At 67.8% G+C, this 18,576-nt stretch carries 11 protein-coding genes; 2 read left to right on the top strand and 9 right to left on the bottom strand.

What is annotated here, in order from left to right; all coding sequences use genetic code 11:
• Nucleotides 1-42: 42 nt before the first annotated feature.
• Both QHF83_RS02465 and QHF83_RS02460 read right to left on the bottom strand, forming a co-directional pair.
• Entirely contained in the window at nucleotides 43-2,505 is a 2,463-nt protein-coding gene (locus tag QHF83_RS02465) for a VCBS repeat-containing protein (RefSeq protein WP_282416116.1), read from the bottom strand.
• A 304-nt stretch (nucleotides 2,506-2,809) separates the two neighbouring features.
• Nucleotides 2,810-3,226 carry a hypothetical protein gene (locus QHF83_RS02460; protein ID WP_282416115.1) on the bottom strand — a complete coding sequence of 139 codons (417 nt, stop codon included), beginning with the start codon at nucleotides 3,224-3,226 and terminating at the stop codon, nucleotides 2,810-2,812.
• A gap of 39 nt (nucleotides 3,227-3,265) precedes the next feature.
• Here QHF83_RS02460 and QHF83_RS02455 point away from each other — a divergent pair, with 39 nt between their 5' ends.
• Entirely contained in the window at nucleotides 3,266-3,604 is a 339-nt protein-coding gene (locus QHF83_RS02455; protein ID WP_282416114.1) for a hypothetical protein, read from the top strand.
• A 115-nt stretch (nucleotides 3,605-3,719) separates the two neighbouring features.
• Here QHF83_RS02455 and QHF83_RS02450 read toward each other — a convergent pair whose 3' ends face one another.
• Both QHF83_RS02450 and QHF83_RS02445 read right to left on the bottom strand, forming a co-directional pair.
• The gene (locus QHF83_RS02450) at nucleotides 3,720-5,312 is read right to left on the bottom strand and encodes an EGF domain-containing protein (protein WP_282416113.1); all 1,593 of its coding nucleotides are present in this window, start codon (nucleotides 5,310-5,312) and stop codon (nucleotides 3,720-3,722) included.
• Complete coding sequence (locus QHF83_RS02445) at nucleotides 5,306-6,874, bottom strand: hypothetical protein (RefSeq protein WP_282416112.1); 1,569 nt, start codon at nucleotides 6,872-6,874, stop codon at nucleotides 5,306-5,308. Before QHF83_RS02445 ends, QHF83_RS02450 begins: the two co-directional genes overlap by 7 nt.
• A 365-nt stretch (nucleotides 6,875-7,239) precedes the next feature.
• Here QHF83_RS02445 and QHF83_RS02440 point away from each other — a divergent pair, with 365 nt between their 5' ends.
• On the top strand, nucleotides 7,240-10,458 hold the full coding sequence (locus QHF83_RS02440; protein WP_282416111.1) for a beta-propeller domain-containing protein: 3,219 nt from the start codon (nucleotides 7,240-7,242) through the stop codon (nucleotides 10,456-10,458).
• Nucleotides 10,459-10,512: 54 nt separating this feature from the next.
• Here the strand turns inward: QHF83_RS02440 and QHF83_RS02435 are convergent, their stop codons facing one another.
• The 5 genes from QHF83_RS02435 to QHF83_RS02415 all read right to left on the bottom strand — a co-directional run bounded on the left by QHF83_RS02435 (nucleotide 10,513) and on the right by QHF83_RS02415 (nucleotide 18,565).
• Complete coding sequence (locus tag QHF83_RS02435) at nucleotides 10,513-10,920, bottom strand: DoxX family protein (RefSeq protein WP_282416110.1); 408 nt, start codon at nucleotides 10,918-10,920, stop codon at nucleotides 10,513-10,515.
• 65 nt (nucleotides 10,921-10,985) lie between these two features.
• Nucleotides 10,986-11,837 (bottom strand): 2-dehydropantoate 2-reductase N-terminal domain-containing protein, encoded by an 852-nt coding sequence (locus QHF83_RS02430; protein ID WP_282416109.1) that lies wholly within the window; start codon nucleotides 11,835-11,837, stop codon nucleotides 10,986-10,988.
• Between the two features lie 130 nt (nucleotides 11,838-11,967).
• Nucleotides 11,968-12,384: a hypothetical protein gene (locus QHF83_RS02425; protein WP_282416108.1), complete on the bottom strand. Its 417-nt coding sequence runs from the start codon at nucleotides 12,382-12,384 to the stop codon at nucleotides 11,968-11,970.
• A gap of 245 nt (nucleotides 12,385-12,629) precedes the next feature.
• Nucleotides 12,630-16,718, bottom strand: a complete 4,089-nt coding sequence (locus QHF83_RS02420; protein WP_282416107.1) for a hypothetical protein — start codon at nucleotides 16,716-16,718, stop codon at nucleotides 12,630-12,632.
• Nucleotides 16,715-18,565, bottom strand: a complete 1,851-nt coding sequence (locus QHF83_RS02415; protein ID WP_282416106.1) for an SIR2 family protein — start codon at nucleotides 18,563-18,565, stop codon at nucleotides 16,715-16,717. Before QHF83_RS02415 ends, QHF83_RS02420 begins: the two co-directional genes overlap by 4 nt.
• Nucleotides 18,566-18,576 lie beyond the last annotated feature (11 nt).

The following is an 18,576-nucleotide window of genomic DNA, read 5'->3' as shown; positions in this document are numbered from 1 at the left end:
GCAGCGGCTTCGACATGAGACCCGTGCTCAGCTGAGGATCGTTCACGGGATGCAGGCGCCGAGAAGCACGCTCACGTCGTCGCTGTGGGCATTGAGAACGACGACGTCCGGCTTACCATCGTCGTTCATGTCCGCGACCTCGAGAGCGCCGGGCGTGATGCCTGCGCCGTACGTGACGGGAGGGGCGAAGCCACCGCTGCCATCGTTGACGAGCACGCCGACGCCTTCGCCGTGGGTATAGAGCAGCTCGGGCATGCCGTCGCCATTCAGGTCGGCTGCGGCGAGCGAGTGCGCGGTCACGTCCGTCGCGTATTCGGCGGCGGGTGCGAAGGATCCGTTCCCCTCGTTGAAGTGCACGCTCGCGATGGCCACGCTGTAGTTCAAGACCGCGAGATCGAGCTTGCCGTCGCCATTCAGATCCGCGAGGACCACCGAGACCGGGTCCCCTCCCGCGGCGTGGTGGACAGGGGGGTGGAACGTGCCGTCGCCCCGGTTGAAGAACACGCTCACGTCGCCGACCGCATTCGCGACCGCGAGATCGGGTTTGCCGTCGCCGCTCACGTCCGCCGCCGCGACCGAGACCGGGACCATGCCCGTGTCGTGGTCGACGGCAGCGGCGAAGGCGCCGTTCCCCTGGTTGAGGAGCACGCTCACCTTCTTGCTGAACTGGGTGGCGACGACGAGATCGCGTTTGCCGTCGCCGTCGAGGTCCGCGGCGACGATTGACCTCACACCCTCGCCCACCGGGTGGTTGATCGGGGGCACAAGGGCGCCATTCCCGTCGTTCAGCAGCACGTCGACGCCGCCGGCGCCGTAGCTCCCGACAGCGAGATCGGGCGCGCCGTCGTCGTTCAGGTCCGCGGCGACGATGGCGTGGGGCTTTTCGATCGTGGCGTAATCGACGGGCTCGGCGTAACTCCCGTCGGCCTGATGAAACAGGACGCCGACGCCGCTGCCGGTGTCGCGCGTGACGGCGAGATCGGGCAGGGCATCGCCGTTCAGATCCGCCACCGCGATCGCGGTGGGGAGGTTGCCCACGGGGTACCGCCGGCCGAACACACCGCCTCCCTGGTTCCGCAGCACGCTCACGCTGTCGCTCAGGGCGCTCGCGACGGCGAGATCAGGCTTGCCGTCGCCGTCGAGGTCCCCGACCGCGACCGCTTCCGGGACCCTGCCCGTGCCGTAGCGGACGGGTGCGGCGAAGGTGCCGTTGCCCTGGTTCATGAACACGCCCGCGCTGGCGTCTCCGATCGCAGCGGCGAGATCGATCTTCCCGTCGCCGTCGAGGTCTGCCGCTGCCACCTCGTGGACAAAATCGAGCGTGGGGTACACGGTCGGCGAGGCGAAGGTGCCGTTGCCCTCGTTCTCGAGCACGCTCAGGTTGCTGCTCCAGCCGGTGTCGGCATTGCCGATGGCGAGGTCGAGCCGGCCGTCGTCGTCGAGGTCCGCGGCGACGACCGACGTAGGCCCGACGCCCGTGTATTGCTCGACCGCCGCGCCGAAAGAGCCGCCGCCCTGGTTGCGGAGCACGCTCACGTTGCCGCCCGCGAGGACGTAGCGCGACGCGACGGCGAGATCGGGTTTGCCGTCGCTGTCGAGATCTGCGACCGCGACCGAGCTCGGGTACCCCATCACGCTGTACGCCATCATGGGCGCGAAGGCGCCGCCGCCCAGATTCAAGAGGACACCCACGCTGCTGCTGTCGCTGTTCGAGACGGCGAGATCGGGCATGCCGTCGTCGTCGAGGTCCGCCACGGCGACCCCGCTCGGACTCAGGCCCGCGGCGTGCGTGAGCGGCGGGGCGAAGGCGCCGCCCCCGAGGTTTTCGAGCACGCTCACGGTGTTGCCGTCGCGGTTCGCGACGGCGAGGTCGAGTTTGCCGTCGCCGTCCAGATCGGCCGCGACGACCGCGGAGGGGCTCGGGCCGCTCGGGAGGTCGACGGGAGGGGCGAATTTGCCGTTCCCGATGTTTTCGAGCACGCTCACGGTACCGTCGAGCTCGTTCGCGACGATGAGGTCCAATCGCCCGTCGCCATCGAGATCTGCCGATGCAATGGCCGATGGCATGTCGCCCACCGGGATGTAGGGTATGCCTGGGAGCCCGATCGTCCCGGCGCACAGGGGACCGACGCAGGCGCCGGCGACGCACGTTTGGCCCATGTCGCAGGTGATCGGGCTGCCTCCGATGCAGGTACCCGCCTGGCAGGTGCCGCCGACGATACAGCCGCCGGCGATGACGCACGCGGTGCCGTCGGCCTTCGGCTGGTGCACGGGGCCGCCCATATCGCAGAGGTCATCGGTGCACGGGTCGTGATCGTCGACGGGGATGCATGGCGCGCCGCCACTGCCGCCGCTGCCACCGGCGCCGCTGCTGCTGCTTCCACTGGCGGACGAGTTCGAGCTGGTGGAGGACGACGTGGGAGGCTCCACGTCGACCTCGGAGCACGCGTACGCGCCGGCGCACAACCAGACCAACGCCATAGGAACGGCAGAGGCTCTCCTCACGATCTCCCTCCGAAGCAAGCGTCCGGGGAGCCTATCAGAACGCCGCGTGGAGGGACCGAACTATCGGCTAGGCTCGTCCGCCCCGATCGCGCGTACGTTCGTCGAAATGAGCGCAGACCTTCGCCGTGGTTGCCGAACGTTCCGCGGTGCTCGCTGCCACGATTCCACGCCTGGGCCCTGCTGGCCGACCTCAATGACGTGAAGCGGCTGTCGAGCGAGCGTGAGCGCGCCTGAGTGGAAACCGGGGAACCAACCGGAGAACCGCAACCAGGTGGGCCTCGGGTGGCACGTCCGCGCCGCCGCCTCACTCGTACCACGTCGGCACGATCTTCCGGACCTCCGGCAGCGCCGCGATCCGGCAGATCTTGTCCCACGCTGCATCCACGAGCGCCCCATGGCGCGCCGCGCACTCGGCCTCGCCCGTCGGGAAGAAATACAGCGTCTCGGCCGGCACATTGCACCCCGCGCGGCCGCGCGACGAACCCGCCTCGATCGTCGGCGCGATCTCCCGGACCCGCGCGACGAGCGCCTCATGGCCCGCCGGCAAGCAAAATTCGACCGAGCCGTCGTTCATGCATCCCGTCTCCTGCGTGAACGTGATCTCGTTCGTCGGGCATGAAGAGGCCAGGTTCGAGGGCGCGTCGACGGGCGGATCCACGGGCGGGGCCGCGCAACTCGCGAGTCCCAGGACGACGAGGAGGGACAGCCGCGACGTTTTCATGGCTGGTTTCCGGCGGGGCGGCGGGATATCACGTTCCACGTGGAGATCTTCGTCTACAGCCGCGGCGCTGTCGAGCGGGTTGCGCCGCACGACGTCCCCCATGTGATCATCTCGATCTCGTCGAGCGAGGACGACCAGGCTCGAATTCCCGCGTCTCCACACTGTCATCTGGGACCGCTTCGCCGGGGCGCTGCCCCGGGCCCCGCGGGGGCTGTTCGCCCCTCGACCCGAACCAGGGCAAGCCCTGGACCTCAGGTGGAAAAACTGCGCTTCGCGCAGTTTTTCCAGCAGGCCGGTGGCAAGACCGTGGAGGAGCGTTTCACACTGAACCAGCAGCGCTACTATCGATCGCCGGTCTTGATTCGGCTCGTTCGATGAACTGCGCGGAGCGTAGTTCATCGACCCCGAGTCCAGCGCTTGCGCTGGTCCGGGTCCAGGGGCGGACAGCCCCTGGTGGGGTCTGGGGCAAAGCCCCAGCGAAGCGAGACGAGCCCTACTGCAGCATGATCGTGTCGCTCACCGGGGGCCAGACCGTGCCTTTCGCGTCCGCGAATTCGACGTAAACGGTCTTCGTGCCGCTGCCGGGTTCGAGCATCCAGGTCGCGGTGGGGGTGAATGCCTGCCACGCGCTCCAGTTCATGTTGTCATTCGAGAAGCGCACCTGCACGTCGCCCACCACCACGCTGGCGCCGTCCATCACCGCGCCGTACTGGCCGAGCCAGAACTCCGTGTCGTGCCCTCCGTCTTCCACGTACACGTAGCGGAGCCCCGGCCCGTAGCCGGTGAACGTCTGCGCCACGCTCTGCCAGGCGTTACTCGCGGTGGACATCGTCCCGCCCGGATTGAAGGAGGCGAGGACCGTGTCATCGGCCGCCCGGAGCTCCACCTTGAAATAGTAGGAGTCACCGTAGTTCGGCCCAAAGCCCTGGAACCATTCCCCGACGGTGATGGGAGGCGCCGCGTCGAGATCCGCCTGCGAGAAGCCGAGCATCGTCAGATCCAGGACCTGGCTGCGCTTGCAAAGCGAGTACGACGTGATGAATGCGCTCTGACCGAACAGGTACGCGCTCGTGGTGCTCGCCCAGCCGCTGCCTCCGTCCGCCAGGATCTGCCATTCCGAGAGGTCCCCGGCCTCGGCGCCGGGGTTGTCGAGATGATTGCCAGGCGGCAGGAGATACAAGGTGACCGCGGTCGACGCGGTCAGCCCGGCGCCGGCCTCGATCGCCACCTCTCCCGGGGCGCCCATGCCGACGGGCGTGCACGTGAGGCCATTGCCGACATAGCCGCTCTTGCACGCGCAGCTGTACGCGCCGGGCGTGTTCTGGCAGTCCGCGTTCACGTCGCAGTCCGTCATGCCGAGCTGGCACTCGTCGATGTCGTCGCAGGTGACGCCATCCCCCGTGTAGCCCTCGTTGCACGTGCACGTATGCGCGTCAGGCGTGTTCTCGCACGTGGCGTTCGGGTCGCACCCCCCGCCATCCACGCACTCGTCGGCGTGCGTGCACGTCTTGCCATTGCCGACATAGCCCGGGTCGCACTTGCATGCATACCCGCCTGGGATGTTCGTGCACGTGGCGTGCGGGTCGCACGCCGTCATTCCGAGCTGGCACTCGTCGATGTCGGTGCACGTCTTGCCGTCGCCTGAAAACCCGGGCTTGCAGGTGCAGGTATACGACCCGTTCGTGTTCTGGCAGTTGGCGTTGGGATCACATGACGCGGCCTGCTGGCACTCATCGAGCTCGATGCACGTCTTGCCGTCACCGAAATAGCCGGTTTTGCACGTGCACGTGTACGCGCCAGGCGTGTTCTCGCACGCCGCATGGGAATCGCACGTGGCGCTGCCGTTCGTGCACTCGTCGATGTCGGTGCACGTCTCGCCGTCGCCCGTGAATCCCTCGTTGCAGGTGCAGACCGGCCCGGCATCCGCGTCGGCGCAGGTCGCGTGCTCGTCGCATGTGACCGTGAGGCAGCTCGGCAGCTCATCACCTGCGCCGCCCTCTCCGCCATCACGCGCCACGCCTGCCGCGCAGCCGCCGAGCGCCGCCGCCATCACCAAACCCGAGGCCATCTTCCATTGCGTCAGCATGACCGGTCTCCTTTCCTCGCCGTCCGCCGCCTCGCCGCCGCGAGGACCAGGGCGATACCCGCGAATGCGATCTCACGGCCGCCGACGTCCCCCACCATGCGGCAGCCGCAGTTGCTCTTGCTGCCGCTGTCGCCGCTGCCGCCCTGGCCCGTGGCGCCCGTGCCGCCTCCCGTCGCGCTGGTGCCCCCGCTGCCGCCGTGGCCTGGGCCGCCGCCGACCTCGAAGCTCGCGCCGGTCGAGCCCCCCGCACCCCCGACGCCTCCCTGCACCTCCTTGCATTGACCAAGCTGGCACGCCTGGCCAGCGGGGCAGTTCGTGCCCATGCAGCTATCGACGCAGGCGCCGGCCTCGCAATGCGCGCCCTCGGCGCAGATCACGCCGAGGCACGTCGGATCGAGGCAGAGGCCGCTATCGATGTCGCACGCCTTCCCCGCGACGCAGGGCAGGCACTCGCATTTGGCCACGCAAACACCGGCGTCGCAGACCTGATTGTCGCCACAGGTCACCCCCGCGCACGGATCGACGCACGTGCCCACGCGGCAGACCTGGGCGTACGGGCAAACGACGCCGTCGCAGGGCCCCTTGCAGATGCCGCCGACGCATACCTTGCCTGCCGGACAGGTCACCTCCTTGCAGGCCGGCTCGACGCAAAACCCGCCGCTGTTGCACACGAGGCCGGTCGTACAATCGAACTCGCCGCCGGAGCATGCCTCCACGCAGGTGCCCTTGTCGCAGACGTAGCCATCCTGGCAGAGGTCGCCCTCGTCCGCCGTGCCGTTGCAATCGTCATCGAACCCGTTGCACTTCTCCGGCACGGCCGGCGAGAGCTCCTGGCAAGTCGTGCCCGCCGCCGTGCACTGGGTGATGCCCGAGGCGCAGATACCGGGCTTGCCGGTGTCGCAGGGTTGCCCACCGCCCGCGCAGGTGACGCCGGTGACGAAGTAGACGGCGTCATTGAAATCGCCGTCGTTGTTGAAGGAGAACGCGCTGGTCGAGCCGTCCTCGAAGCCGATGTAGAAGGCGTTGGCCGCCTTCTTCGAGGGGTAGATCAGCGCCGTGATCCAGGGCGCCGCCGGATTGCAGCCGGTGCAGACCTGGTTCCAGGCTGGATTGGAATAATGGGTCTGGGTGCAGAACTGGTTCGGATTGCCCACCAGGGCGAACCCGACGAGGCCGCCCTTGTAGCCCGGATCGTTCTTGATGTCCGTGCCGCTGAACGACGTCCCCACGGGGGCGCCGCCCGGAATGATGACGTGGAGGTCGGCCGCGGTGGGCGGCAGACCGGTCTCGTTGTACCAGGCGAAATCCAGGGGGCAATCGGCCCCGTGCAGCATGAAGGTGGCCGTGAAGCCACACAGCGGCGAGAAGGTGTTGGGCGTGGCGGCGGCATCCACTTGCCAGTCGATCGGCTCGCCCTGGTTCGCGAAGAAGGTGCTGAGCTGTATCGGGTCGGCGGAGGCCTTGGGCACCGTGCTCCCGTCCGGTTCCTTCACCGCAGCGGCGGCGGTGGAGGTGGCGAGGACGAGGGCGAACGACAAGGAAAAGATCCTGTTGCGTCGCATCGTGTTCCTTGGGGCTGCGCTCGGGCGCGCGTGCGAGCGGCAGCGCTGCTGTGGAATCGGGCGGATTCTCGCCGGGATCGACGCGGCTTTTCGTTTGAACCGCAATGGATCCCGCGGGTGTGGTTGGCACGCGGAACGAAATCCTAGTACGAAGGGCGGAAATGGGTCAACGGGTCCGTTCGAGGTAATGCTTTTTCAGGGACACCGGATGGTCGGAACGGCTCCGATTGCCGACCTCGCCGGCGGAGGTGGCGGAGACTTGCTCTCCGAGTGGTGCGTGTTGACAGCTCTCCGTGATGTCGATGTCATGGTGGGTCCATCGCCCCTTCATTCCATGGGATGGGCGGAGACAGGAGACCACGAACATGAGGACCTTCACGCAAGACGGCCGAGTCGCGCGCGTTGCGCGGTATTCGGCCGCGCTGCTTCTTCTGGTCGGGCAGGGATGCACGACCAGCACGCAGAAACCTTCGGAAGAAACGGAGACGGCCGAGGCCACGGAGGCGATCCAGGGGCCGACGTCCTTCCTTTCCGGCGAGCCGCTTCCATACGTCTGGCCGTGGGGCGAAGAGGAAGAAGAGGAGGAAGAAGAGGAAGAGGAGCAGGACTTCGCGGCAAAGGGCGCGGGTGCGCTCGATGCGCCGAGCACGACGAACGCGCAGGGCGACATCTACGAGGTGCTCGGCGACGGGTACGTGCTCGCCCTGAACCGCTGGCGCGGCCTGCAAGTCATCGACGTGCACGACCCGGACGACCCGCGCATCGTGGGTCGCCTGCCGATTGCGGGGAGCGTGGTCGAGATGCACGTGAGCGGCGATCGCGCGCTCGTGCTCCTGGACGGCGGGCACGATTATCGACCCGATCCGGCGCGAATCGCCATGCAGGGCAGCACGAACGCGGCCATTCTGGAGGTCGACATCAGCGATCGGGAGCACCCCGAGGTCCTCTCGCGGACCACGCTCTCGGGCAACGTCAGGGCCAGCCGCTTCGAGAGCGGCGCGAATGGGGGCGTGCTCTACGTGGGCACCACCGAGTACGGCTGGTTCCCCGTTCCGGGGACCGGGTACTCCGAGGGGCGACACCAGACCTACATCAAGCGATTCGCTCTGACGAGCAACGGGCTCTCCCTCACGAGCACCGTCGGCTTCCCCGGTTACCTGCGGGGCCTCGCGCTCCAGAGCGGCGCGCTCGTCGCGGTGCACAACGCGAGGGTCTTCCACGATCCGACGAATCACGTCAGCATCATCGACATCGGGTCGGGCGGCACGCTGAGTTTGCGCGGCAAGGTCGTCACGCCGGATATGCTTCTCAACGAGGCCCAGGTGGATCTGCGCGGCTCGATGCTCCGCGTGTTTTCAGGGCCGCAATTCGACAGCGAGACGCAGGGCGTGCACCTGCAGACGTGGAACGCTTCGGGGCCGGGAAACCCCACGCTGATCGAGCAGACGGACTTCGCGCCCGGCCAGGCCATTCACGGCGCGTTCTTCACCGACGACAAGGCGTACATCTCGACCACGCTCGGGGAGAATGGCACCCTTCACGCGTTCTCCGTCGACGCGGCGGGGCACGTGGCGGCGCTCGGGGCGTCGTCCCAGCCAGGCCTGGAGGACCATTTCCGCTCGGTCTTCGGGGGCAGCCGCCTGGTCAGCGCCGGTCGGACCGGCAATTGGTATTACCATGTCGCGGTCAGCCTCTACGACACGAATAGCTCCAATCCGCTGCTCGCGCGCGCCGCCGTGGAGCCGGCCACCACCAACTGGCAGGGGGAAGCGGAGCTCGCAGCCAATACGCGCGCGTTCGCCGTGCTCGAGAACGCGGTGAACGTGCAGGCGCCGAGCGGCGAGACCGAGACGGGGCTCGCGCTCGTGGCGTATAACAGCGGCGACTGGGGCAACGTCCCCTATACCGCCGGCGTGCAGCTCTTCACGTTCTCGGGCAGCACGGTCACGCGACGCGGGCTCCTCCCGCTGAACAGCCGCATGCTCCGCGGGTTCCCGACCTCGGGCACCGGCGCCGCGGGCCTGACCGCGACCGAGTTCGGCCTGTACGACCGCAGCGACGTCGACAACCCCACGACGCGTGGGCATCTCTTCCTCGCGCCGAATTACGTCGGCATCTACCGCTATGGCAATTACCGGGTGCGCGTGCAGAACCCGGAGGACACGACCTACTGGTCGAAGCCCACCGTGAAGGCGCGTGTCGAGGTCATCTCCCGATCGGGAGACGCGCAATACGCGAAGACGCTCGCGAGTATCGAGGTGCCGCCGAACGCGTATTATTACAAGGTCGGCCATCTCTTGACCGCGGTGCGGATCTCGAACTGGCAAGAGTACACGATCACCACCATCGACCTTTCCAATCCGCTGCACCCGAAGTCGCTGGGCGATTTCGTGGCCACCGGGCTGCCTTTCCCCGGGAACTGGGAGCCGGGCATTTACGCGACGCACGCGTCGCTCAGCTTCGTGGCCATCCCCCCTGACGCGACGTACACGACCGTCGGCGACGTCGATAGTTGCTGGTATTACCCGATCGACCAGTACACGGATTGTTACGGCGAGGAGGGCTGCACTTACTTGACGGGCCGCATGCATTGCCAGGCGCCCCTCGGCACGGGTCAATTCGCCTGCGACGGTGGCTTCGCGCAATGCACCGACCACGTCGGCGCCGACCCCACCTGCGTGCTCGCCGATTTCGAGACGGCGCAGCCGTACATCAACGGCTACTGCGAGCAGGGGACCGCGTATCGCGAGTTGCGGAATGCCCGCGTCGGTGTGCTCGATCTCTCGGATCCGGCGCATCCCGCGGTGCGTCCGACCATCACGTTCGGAGCCGACGAAGAATACGTCGGCAGGTTCTCGGACGGCGAGAACCTCTACATCACGACGAAGACGCCGGCCACGAAGCCGGGCGATCCCCGGCCGCACGCGAGATATTTCGTCGAGAAGATCGACCTCGGGCAGCCGGGGCAGCCGGTCGTATCGAAGATCAACGTGCCCGGGCAGGTCGTCGGGGTCGACGATGACGAACTCATCACGCGCGATCCGGTCTGGGGCGACGCGTTCCTGGAGTCGGCCGTGGCCCGGGTGGAGCTCGACGACGGCCTCGCCGAGCTGAAGAATTATCAGCGATTCCCCGGCCGCGCGGTGCATTCCGTCGTCGCGGACGAGGACGGCCGGCCCACCGTGACGCACGGCCTCGTCTGGAAGCCTTATTGGCCGATGCCCCTGGGGCAGCCGTGGGACGCGAGGATCAAGGTCGCGCTCTTGAAGCCGGCTCCGGGCTCCGGCGTGCGCGGGTACAACGTGCGCGCGCAATCCCTCATTCAATCATGGATGGAGCTCGACGGAGCCCAAGGGGACAATCTCTTCTTCAACGTCCCCGGCGGCGTGCTCACCGTGGCCGCCAAGCCCAATCACCTGAAGGCGCTGAGCTTCTTCTACATCCCGCAAGGCACGTTCTCCGAATACTGGCCGGAGCCGCAGCCCAACCTGCTCGTCGACGGCGACGACGTCCTCTTCGCCGGCGGACGTCGTGGCCTCTTGCAGGCGGACGAAGACGACGTGAATCTGCCCGGAAGCCAGTAGCGCTCCCCCCACGGCGCGAGGCGGCGCATTCCCCGTGCCGCCTCGCACGCTCCTTCAATTGGATGTTTTCGCAGGCGCCGCGAATGCGGTGCGAATGACGTCGGGCCGACGCAGGCCGTAGCCCACCCACGCGAGCACGCCGAAGAGGGGCGGGAGGACCCACGGATCGCTGACGCGGACGTGGATCGCGGTGGCCCCGCCGAGGTAGGCCGCGACGAGGATGGCCCCGACGAACGCCGTGCGCGGGATCAGGAACAGGATCACGCAGGCGACCTCGACGATGCCGATGGCCGGGTACTTTTCGATGGGGAGCCCGAGATGCTGCGCCCCTTCGAGGACGGCCGGCGGCGGTGGCTGGATGAATTTGCCAGCCGCGCTGACGCCGCCCATGAAGAGCGCGACGAGCCCCGAGAGCACCCATCCAGCGATCGCGAGTTTGCGTGAACCTGCAGGTCGTTCCATCGCGGGATGGAAGGATCGGAGTCGCGGCCGCGTCAAGCGGGAAGCACGGATGTCGGCCGGCGTGCTCAGGGCCGGATCGCGAGCAGCGCGGGTATCTCACCGGGGGCTGCGGCGGCCATCGCGTCGATCAGCGTGCGTGGCTCGCCGTAGCCTGCGGCGCCCGTTTTGCGGACCGGGTCGAGCCTGCTGATCGTCCATAACAACGAGGCGAGCACGGGGATCGGCAAGCGGCTCACCATGGCCACGGGGGCTGGCGTGAGCGTGTTCCCGAGCAGGCGTACCAGGTGAAACCCCTCGTCCATGGCGCGCGCCAGGCGCGTCGCTTCGCTCCACGACACGCCTGCGCCGCGCGCGTGCGCCGTGACGCTGGCGATCATCACGGGCACGACCAGGGCCGCGTGGGTCCGCAGCCAGCTCTCCATGTCCGCGTGGACGACGGCGGGAATGCCGGCGTCCGTGAATACCTTGGCCCAGGCCGCATCCGTCACCGTGGTCAGGAGGCCTCGCGTGACGATCTCGGAACTGAGCTTGCCCTCGTCGAGGGTCGCCAGGATCGCCGGGAAGCCAAATGCGAAACGTGACGAGCCGACGGCATCGCGGAGACGGCCGAGCGGCTCGAAGGTATTGAACATGAACATCACGGTTTTCGCCGCGCTTGCCGCGAGCGCGGGCAGCACCGCGTCCACCTGCGAGACGAGGACCGTCACGAGCACCAGATCCCATTCCGTCGTCGTGTCGAGCGCCGCGCTGACGCGAACCGCGGCGCGCTCCCCCGACACGGTCACGATGGCCTGGTCCCGTTGCAGCTGTTCGAGGCGCTTGCCACGCGCGACCACGGTCACCTCGTGCCCCGCCCGCGCGAGCTCGAATGCGAACGTGCTGCCGATTCCACCAGGCCCGAGGACGGCGATCTTCATGCCGCGACATTACCACGCGCCGAGCGGCGTGCTTGCCGGGGATCCGCCGACCCGCCCCTGCGCATCCCCCCATCGAGAAGGCCGCGTGGCGCCTCGGTCCTCCGGGCGCTGCGCGGCCTTCGGCGGTACGTCACTTCTTCGTCACGACACAGTTGTAGAGGGTGACGAAACCGGCGCTGTCCTCTTTGCCTTCGATGTCCGCGAGGTCGCCGACCTCCATCTCCGGCTTGGGGATGTTCACGCAGGACAGCTTCATCTTGCCATTGCCCGCGAACCTCGCCGTCTTGGTGCCCGGGGTATACGACTCGAACTTGCAGCCGGAGAGCTTCCTCGGCGTGTGGCTCTGGCGGCCCTTCTCGTCTTGCTCCTTCTCGAAGGCAGCGACGTCGCAGGCGTTGCTCGCCGGAGCCGACGCGCCGGCCGCGGACGCGGTGGGCGCCCCCGAACCCGAAGCCGGCTCCGACTTGCTACAGCCAACCACGAAACCAGTCAGTGCAAGCGCCAGGGCTGCGGGGAAAAAAGCGATCATCCGGCTCTTCGATTCCATGCTCGGCATCTCCTTACGTTACGGTGGTCTTCTCTCGGCGCGCAGAGGATGAGCGGAACCCGTTCGGCCGGTCAACCGAGACGGAAAAATGCGAACAGAGGTGTTCGCCGTCGTCGCGGATGGCGCCTTCTTCTGCCCATCGAGACGAGAAAGCAGAACGCGAACAGGGGAGAGCTCGGCCCCGGGCCGCGCGACGCCTGCTCCGCGGCGTGTGATTCGCCCGCAGGTCCTTCGGGAGCGGCGCGCTACCCGAGCTTCCGATGCTCCTCCATCTCCTCCTCGAGCAGGTCCTCGGGGCGCCCGTCGCGTACGAGCTGCGCGCGGACCCAGGGCACGGGAAAATCAACCCTCCCTTCCGGATCCACCACGATGACGTAAGCGAGCTCCAGGAGTTCGAGGGCCTGATCGAAGGAGACGCGTGATACCTCGAAGCCACGCTCCCGCAGCGCCGCGAGGAGCCCGTCGCGCGTCGGCTCCTCGAGGAGGAGTGCCTGGTACACGATGGCTCGATGCAGCGGCGCGTAGATGTTCTTGCGCAGGACCCGGAGCTGCTCGCGTAAATCCTTGTTGCTCCGCACGACGCCCGCGAGCCGCTCGGCCGTGAGCACGCGTGTCGATACGTCGAGGGACTCGATCAGCGCCTTGCACGCGAGCACGATGAGGTTCGCTCGATAGCCCGCGCCACGCACGAGCGAGGCGACCGTCTCGGGGCTGTCCCAGCGGAGGCCCAGCGAGGCCATGGGCTTCGTCGCGAGATCGGTCGCCGCGGTGTCGTCGAGCGGGCCGAGGCGGATGAGCTCGGCGAAGTTGAGCAGCGGGTGCTTGGCGTCGAGCCAGGTGGCCGCGTAGAGATCCCAGAAGCCCGCGAGGACGAAATGGGCGAGGCCGTCCTGCGCGAGTTTGCGCATGACCTGCGTGATGGCGTGATCACGTCGCGTGTCCTCTGCGACGAACTGGTCGGCCTCGTCGAGCAGGAAGAGGCGCGGCCTGTCCTTCGTGCCCGCTGCGACCTTGGCGAAGGCGCTGGGAGTCGCCTCGATGGGCTCGACGCCTGGATCGAAGTGGTCGCGAATGTGATGGACGAGATCACTGCCCGCGAGCGTGATGTAATGGACGTCGACGTCCTCGCGCGCCTTGAGGCGGCGGTTCAGCGCCTGGAGGAGGGCGGATTTGCCCATCTGCCGCGCGCCGACGAGGATGAAGTTCCGGAGCGACCGATCGGCGATGGTGCGGATCTCGCGCTCGCGCCCGAAGAAGAGCGCGTCTTGCTCGACGCCGGACGCGGTCTGGTAGGGCGAGAGGTCGGCGACCTCGAGCTGCTCGCGGAGCGATTGTTCGAGGACGGCGCTCGGGCGCTCGGCGAGGAGGAGGTCGCGCAATCGATCCGCGGAGAGCACGACGAACCGCACGCCGGGCAGCTCGCGCAGGGCGTCGGCCATGCGTTGCGATTTCGTGAAATCGAGCGCGAGCGCTTGCCGTGGGCCGCGACCGCCCTGATGTACGGCCGCCGCGAGCTTGCGTGTGGCGCCTTCTTCGAGATCGCCGCCCGTGATCGCGACGAGCGCCGTCTCCTGGGCGAAACGTAGGACGAGCGGCGGGAGCTTGAGGGTCCGCGCGGAGACGTTTTCGGGAAGATCGTCGAGGCAATCACCGAGGACCGCGCCCACGGCGTCGGAGAAGCCCGCGAGCGCGCCGTCCCCGGATTGGGCGGCCAACATCGCGTTTCTCCAGCGCTCCTTGGAGATGCCCGCGGCGGTCAGCGCGGGGTCGCGGCGCTTGGCGCGCAAGAGCGCGCGGTCGACGTTCGCGATCTCGCCAAGGGGATACCGCTGGAGAGACATGGGCTCCAGGGTCGCCCGGACGACGAGCGGATTCTTGTAGATGCGGGCGTACATGACCGCGGCGGCGAGGAGGAGGGCGCCGAGGCCGATGGCGCCGTAAAGGGCGATGGGGAGGGAAGGGCGGAGATTGTCGAATCGGCTCGACCATGTGCGCCGGGGATGACGGGGCCAGTGGCTCGCCACGTCGGTTTTCGCCGAGAGCTCGAGGGTGAAAGGCTGGTCTCGCCCCATGCCCGTGGGAATGGCGAAGCTGATCTCGACCGAGTCTCCACCAGGGATGCTCGGGACCCCCGGGCGCTGCGCGGATTCCTTTCTTTGGCCGTCGATGAAGGACGCTTCGATGGTGAGCGGACCGCTTATCTGGTTCCCCTCGTTCGACAAGGTGAATCGGACCGTGTCGCCGGAAACGTCGAGGGCCTCGTACACGAGGCGCGGTGCGCGAACATTGACGTTCGTCGAGAAGGGCAGGGACGTGCCGAGGGCGTCCTTGATGTGGAAGCGAATCGGCGCCGATGGCGTCTCGCCTGCATTCGGGGCGCTCCAGGACATTCTCGCGTGCAGCGTCGCCGACGTCCTCGGCTCGAGGCGCGGGATCGTCGGCGGATCGAGCAGCATGAGGCCCTTGCGCGTGTCCACCATTTCGAGTGTCACCCAGTACGCAGGGCCTGCGCCGTTGTTCTCGACGACGACCTCGAGGACGCTGGTCGCGCTGCTCTTCTCTCCGATCGCATCGGGGCCGTCCCCGGGCTCGCCTTTGACCTGCCATTGGCTGATGCTCAGGGAAGAAGGGGCCGTCATGGGAGGCAAGACGGGGTGCAAGGTGCCGTCCTTGTCCAGCCGCTGAACGAATCCGCCGGGATCGCGGCGATGCACCAGGCCCCGTTCGTCCACGCCGACCCACCCGGTCGGGCCGCCAAGGAAAATACGCTTCTCGGACCGAGCGGTGCTCACGTCGTGTGCGGCGACAAGGCCATCCCCGGACGACGCAAGGAGGTGCTTGGTCGGGTGGAATGCCATCGAATGGATGGCGGCCCGATGGACTTGCTCCTTCCATACCGTGGGGCCCGGAGCGGCGGACCAGACTTCGATGGCTCCGTTCTGGCAACCTCCCGCGAGGAGCCGGCCATCTGCGTGGAATGCAAGCGCCACGACGGGCGCGTCCGTTTCGAGCGTCGAGAGCTTCTGGCCCGCCTCCGCGTCCCACCGCTCGATGCGGGAGATCCCGGCGTAGCCGACCTCGAGCGTACGGCCGTCAGGGCTCCAGGCCAGCGCCGAGCCGGAGTTTTCCGTGAGGAGCGTCGTCTTTTTCTGGCGCGAGGAGATACCCCAGAGCGTGATGTGTCCCGATTCCGCCTGCCTGACCGCGAGGACCGGCGCGCGTGGGGACAACGCAGAGGCGAGGAACACCGGGAAACCCTGGCCCATGTCGATCGTGGAGGGAGCTGCGCCAGGGGCCCATACATTCACCTGGTACCCATTCTCCGCCACGAGCTCCATGGAGCGCGGCTCGAAGTGCAGCCGCGACGTCCCATCCCCGCGAACCGGCTCGAAGACATCACGGCCCGTCGTGGTGTCGAGGACGCGGATGACCCCGTTGTAATAACTCACGGCGATGCACGTGGAGCATTTGGCGAACCGCGTGAGATCCTCGATGTCGAAGACCTGATACCCATCCCCGGGGAGGATGCGGGTCGGAATGCCCCGGTCCATGTCCCAGAGCCATACCGTCCCATCGGATTGACCCACGGCGAGGCGATCGCCATTTCCGAGGAACGCGAGCTCCGCGCCGAGCGGCCTCGTGCGCAGCCGGGTCTGGACCGAACCCGAAGGGATGTCCCAGATCGTGGTGCCAATGAGGATCGTACGGCCCGTCGGATCGAACTGAACGGGTTGGCCCACCGAGGGAATCGAACGAAGGACGACGTTGTCGTCATGGCCGACGATGAGGGTCTTGTCCTCCAGAGCCTCCGTCGCGTACAGGTTGCCTCCGTCGAACGCGATCACCTGGAGGGTCGTCGTCTTCTTCCCATCGAGGGATACGTCGACGCGGACGTCTTTCAAGCGTTCGGCGGCCGCGACGTTGGGGGCCGGGACCTCGATTTCCGAGCTCATGCCCGTGTCCTTGTCCCAGGCGATCGCATTCCCCTTGGCCGACGTCAGGACGAGGGTGTGACCGTCGGGCCTCCATTCCAGCCGCTCGACGGCGCCGCTGCCCTGCACGCTCCAGCGCCTCACTTCTCGTCCGGTCGCGAGGTCCCACAGACGGATCGTGTGGACGTCGAATCCCTGCGCCGTCGCCAGCATGCGCCCGTCCGGGCTCCAAGCGACGACACTGTTGCTCCAGAAGGGCAGCCAATCCACCCCCTCGAGCACCGACGCCGGCTCGCCGCCGGGCACGAGCTCCTGTGCGTCGTCGGCCGCCTTCTCCGCCCGCGCCGCGTGGCCCCATGTCGTGGCCGCGCACATCGCGAGCGCTGCCCCCCACCGCCTCACACGGCCCCCTGCTCCAGCGTGAATGTCCGCTCCGCCGCGATCCGCACCGCCTCGCACCGGAAGACCGTCTCTCCGCTGCCCTCCGCGCTCACCACGAGCCCGTCGTAATAGAGGCGCACCTCCGGATACTTCAAATCGTCGTCCGTATCGTCGAGCCTGCGCGCCCCCTTGTCCGCGAGCAGGTTTTGCAGGACCGTGCGCGCATGCCGCGCCGGGCTCCGGTTCGCCCGGTCATCCTCCGCGAGCCGCGTACGCAAAATGCCGCGCACCGACGGGCTCCGCGCGAGCCTCTGCGTCAGCGCCTCGCGCTCGAGCGACCCTTCCCCCCCGAGCGCCTCCTGCACGAGCCCGGGCAAACCCCCCGTCGCCGCGTGCACGCCCTCCGCGAACCCCACGTCCACGCCACGTTGTCCGAGCAGCGCGCGCACCTCGTCCACGGAGAGCGGCGGCACGTGCCGCGAGGGCGCGCCCGAAAAGAGCGAGAGCGTCGCCGTGTCCAGCCGTAGCGATGCGCAGGCGGATTCTCCCGCGACGAGGACGTAGAATCGCGCGGCCCCCACGCCGCGCCCCGGGTTCTCCACGAGTCGACGCAGCGCATTGCCGAGGGTCATCAAATGCTCGATCGGCCCCCCGTCGTGCCGCACCACGACGAGGTGCTCCCCGCCGAGCGCCCGCGCGCGCTCCGAGAGCCATTGCTCGAGCTTGAGGAAGCCGTTCACCGAGGGATCACCCGACAAGCTCGCGAAATACTCGGCTTCGGTGCAGCTCGGGACGTTGGGCGGCAGGAGCCACGTCACGCGTTCCCCGAACTCCTTTTCGGCAATCGTGCGCGCGAGCGTCCGTGCCCCTCCCTTGCGAGGCGCGAGCAAAAGGAGCCTGCGACTGCCGCGGAGCGCGCGGGTGATCTCGGCCTCGAGCTGAGGACGTGGGACGAACGGCGCCGATTCCCGAGCGAGCTTCGTCGTGCCCTCGGCGACGAGCGACGCCGAAGTGGCCTGCGCGTCGAACGAAAGGCGGCTGATCTCCCGGAGCATCGCCGCGAGCGGCGGGCCATGATCCTCGTATTCGATGAGCTGGATGTTGTAGTTGAACCAGAGCGCGGACGCGTCGCCTTGGCCCTTCTTCATGAGCGCGAAGCTCGGCGCTCCCTTGCCTTTCGAGATCTTGAGGACGTCGGCGATCTGCTGGAGCACGTAAGGGTCGCTCAGGCTGAAGCCCACGTACAGGAAGGGGCGATTGGCGAGCTGCGCGTTGAGCTGGAAGAGCGCGGCCTCGTACCTCCGGGCGCGCTCCCCGTCGCCGCCATAGAGGGACTTGTAATCCGATCCCGCGAGGATCAGCGTCGAGAGGCGCTGGATGGTCCCGTGCAGATGCCAGACGAAAGGCCACTCGGCGCTCGCCTCCGGGAGCAGCGCGAGCTCGTCTTCCTGGTCGTTCCCCAGCATCTCCGCGTCCGCGGGACCGGCCCAGCGCAGGACGTCGTCGTAGTTCGTGGTGATCACGAGGGGCGGACGCAGGCTCCAGAGCGCCTCGACGACGGAGAGATCGAGGTCGGCAGGCCGCCGCTTGCGAAAGACGCCGCGCAAGAAGCGGTTGAAGCGATAGGCTTTGAGATGCCGCAGCCCGCGCTCCGCCGCGCCGAGGTAGTCCTCGGCTTTCATGAGGCGGCGGACTTCCTGGCCCTCGGCGTGGTTCGCCTGCGCTTCGAGCTCGGCGGCCATCATCTCGAGGAGCTTGCCCCACGTGGGGAAGAGGCCTCGCTTGACACCTGAGCTCACGCCCGCGCCCACGAAGGGGACGAGGCGATGTTCACGTACAGCGCGGACCAGATCGAGCGGGATGACCATGGCGCCTCCCA

It is taken from the genome of Polyangium sp. 15x6, assembly GCF_029960785.1.
Taxonomy (GTDB): Bacteria; Myxococcota_A; Polyangia; order Polyangiales; family Polyangiaceae; genus Polyangium.
This window is presented reverse-complemented; position numbering and strand designations above follow the sequence as displayed.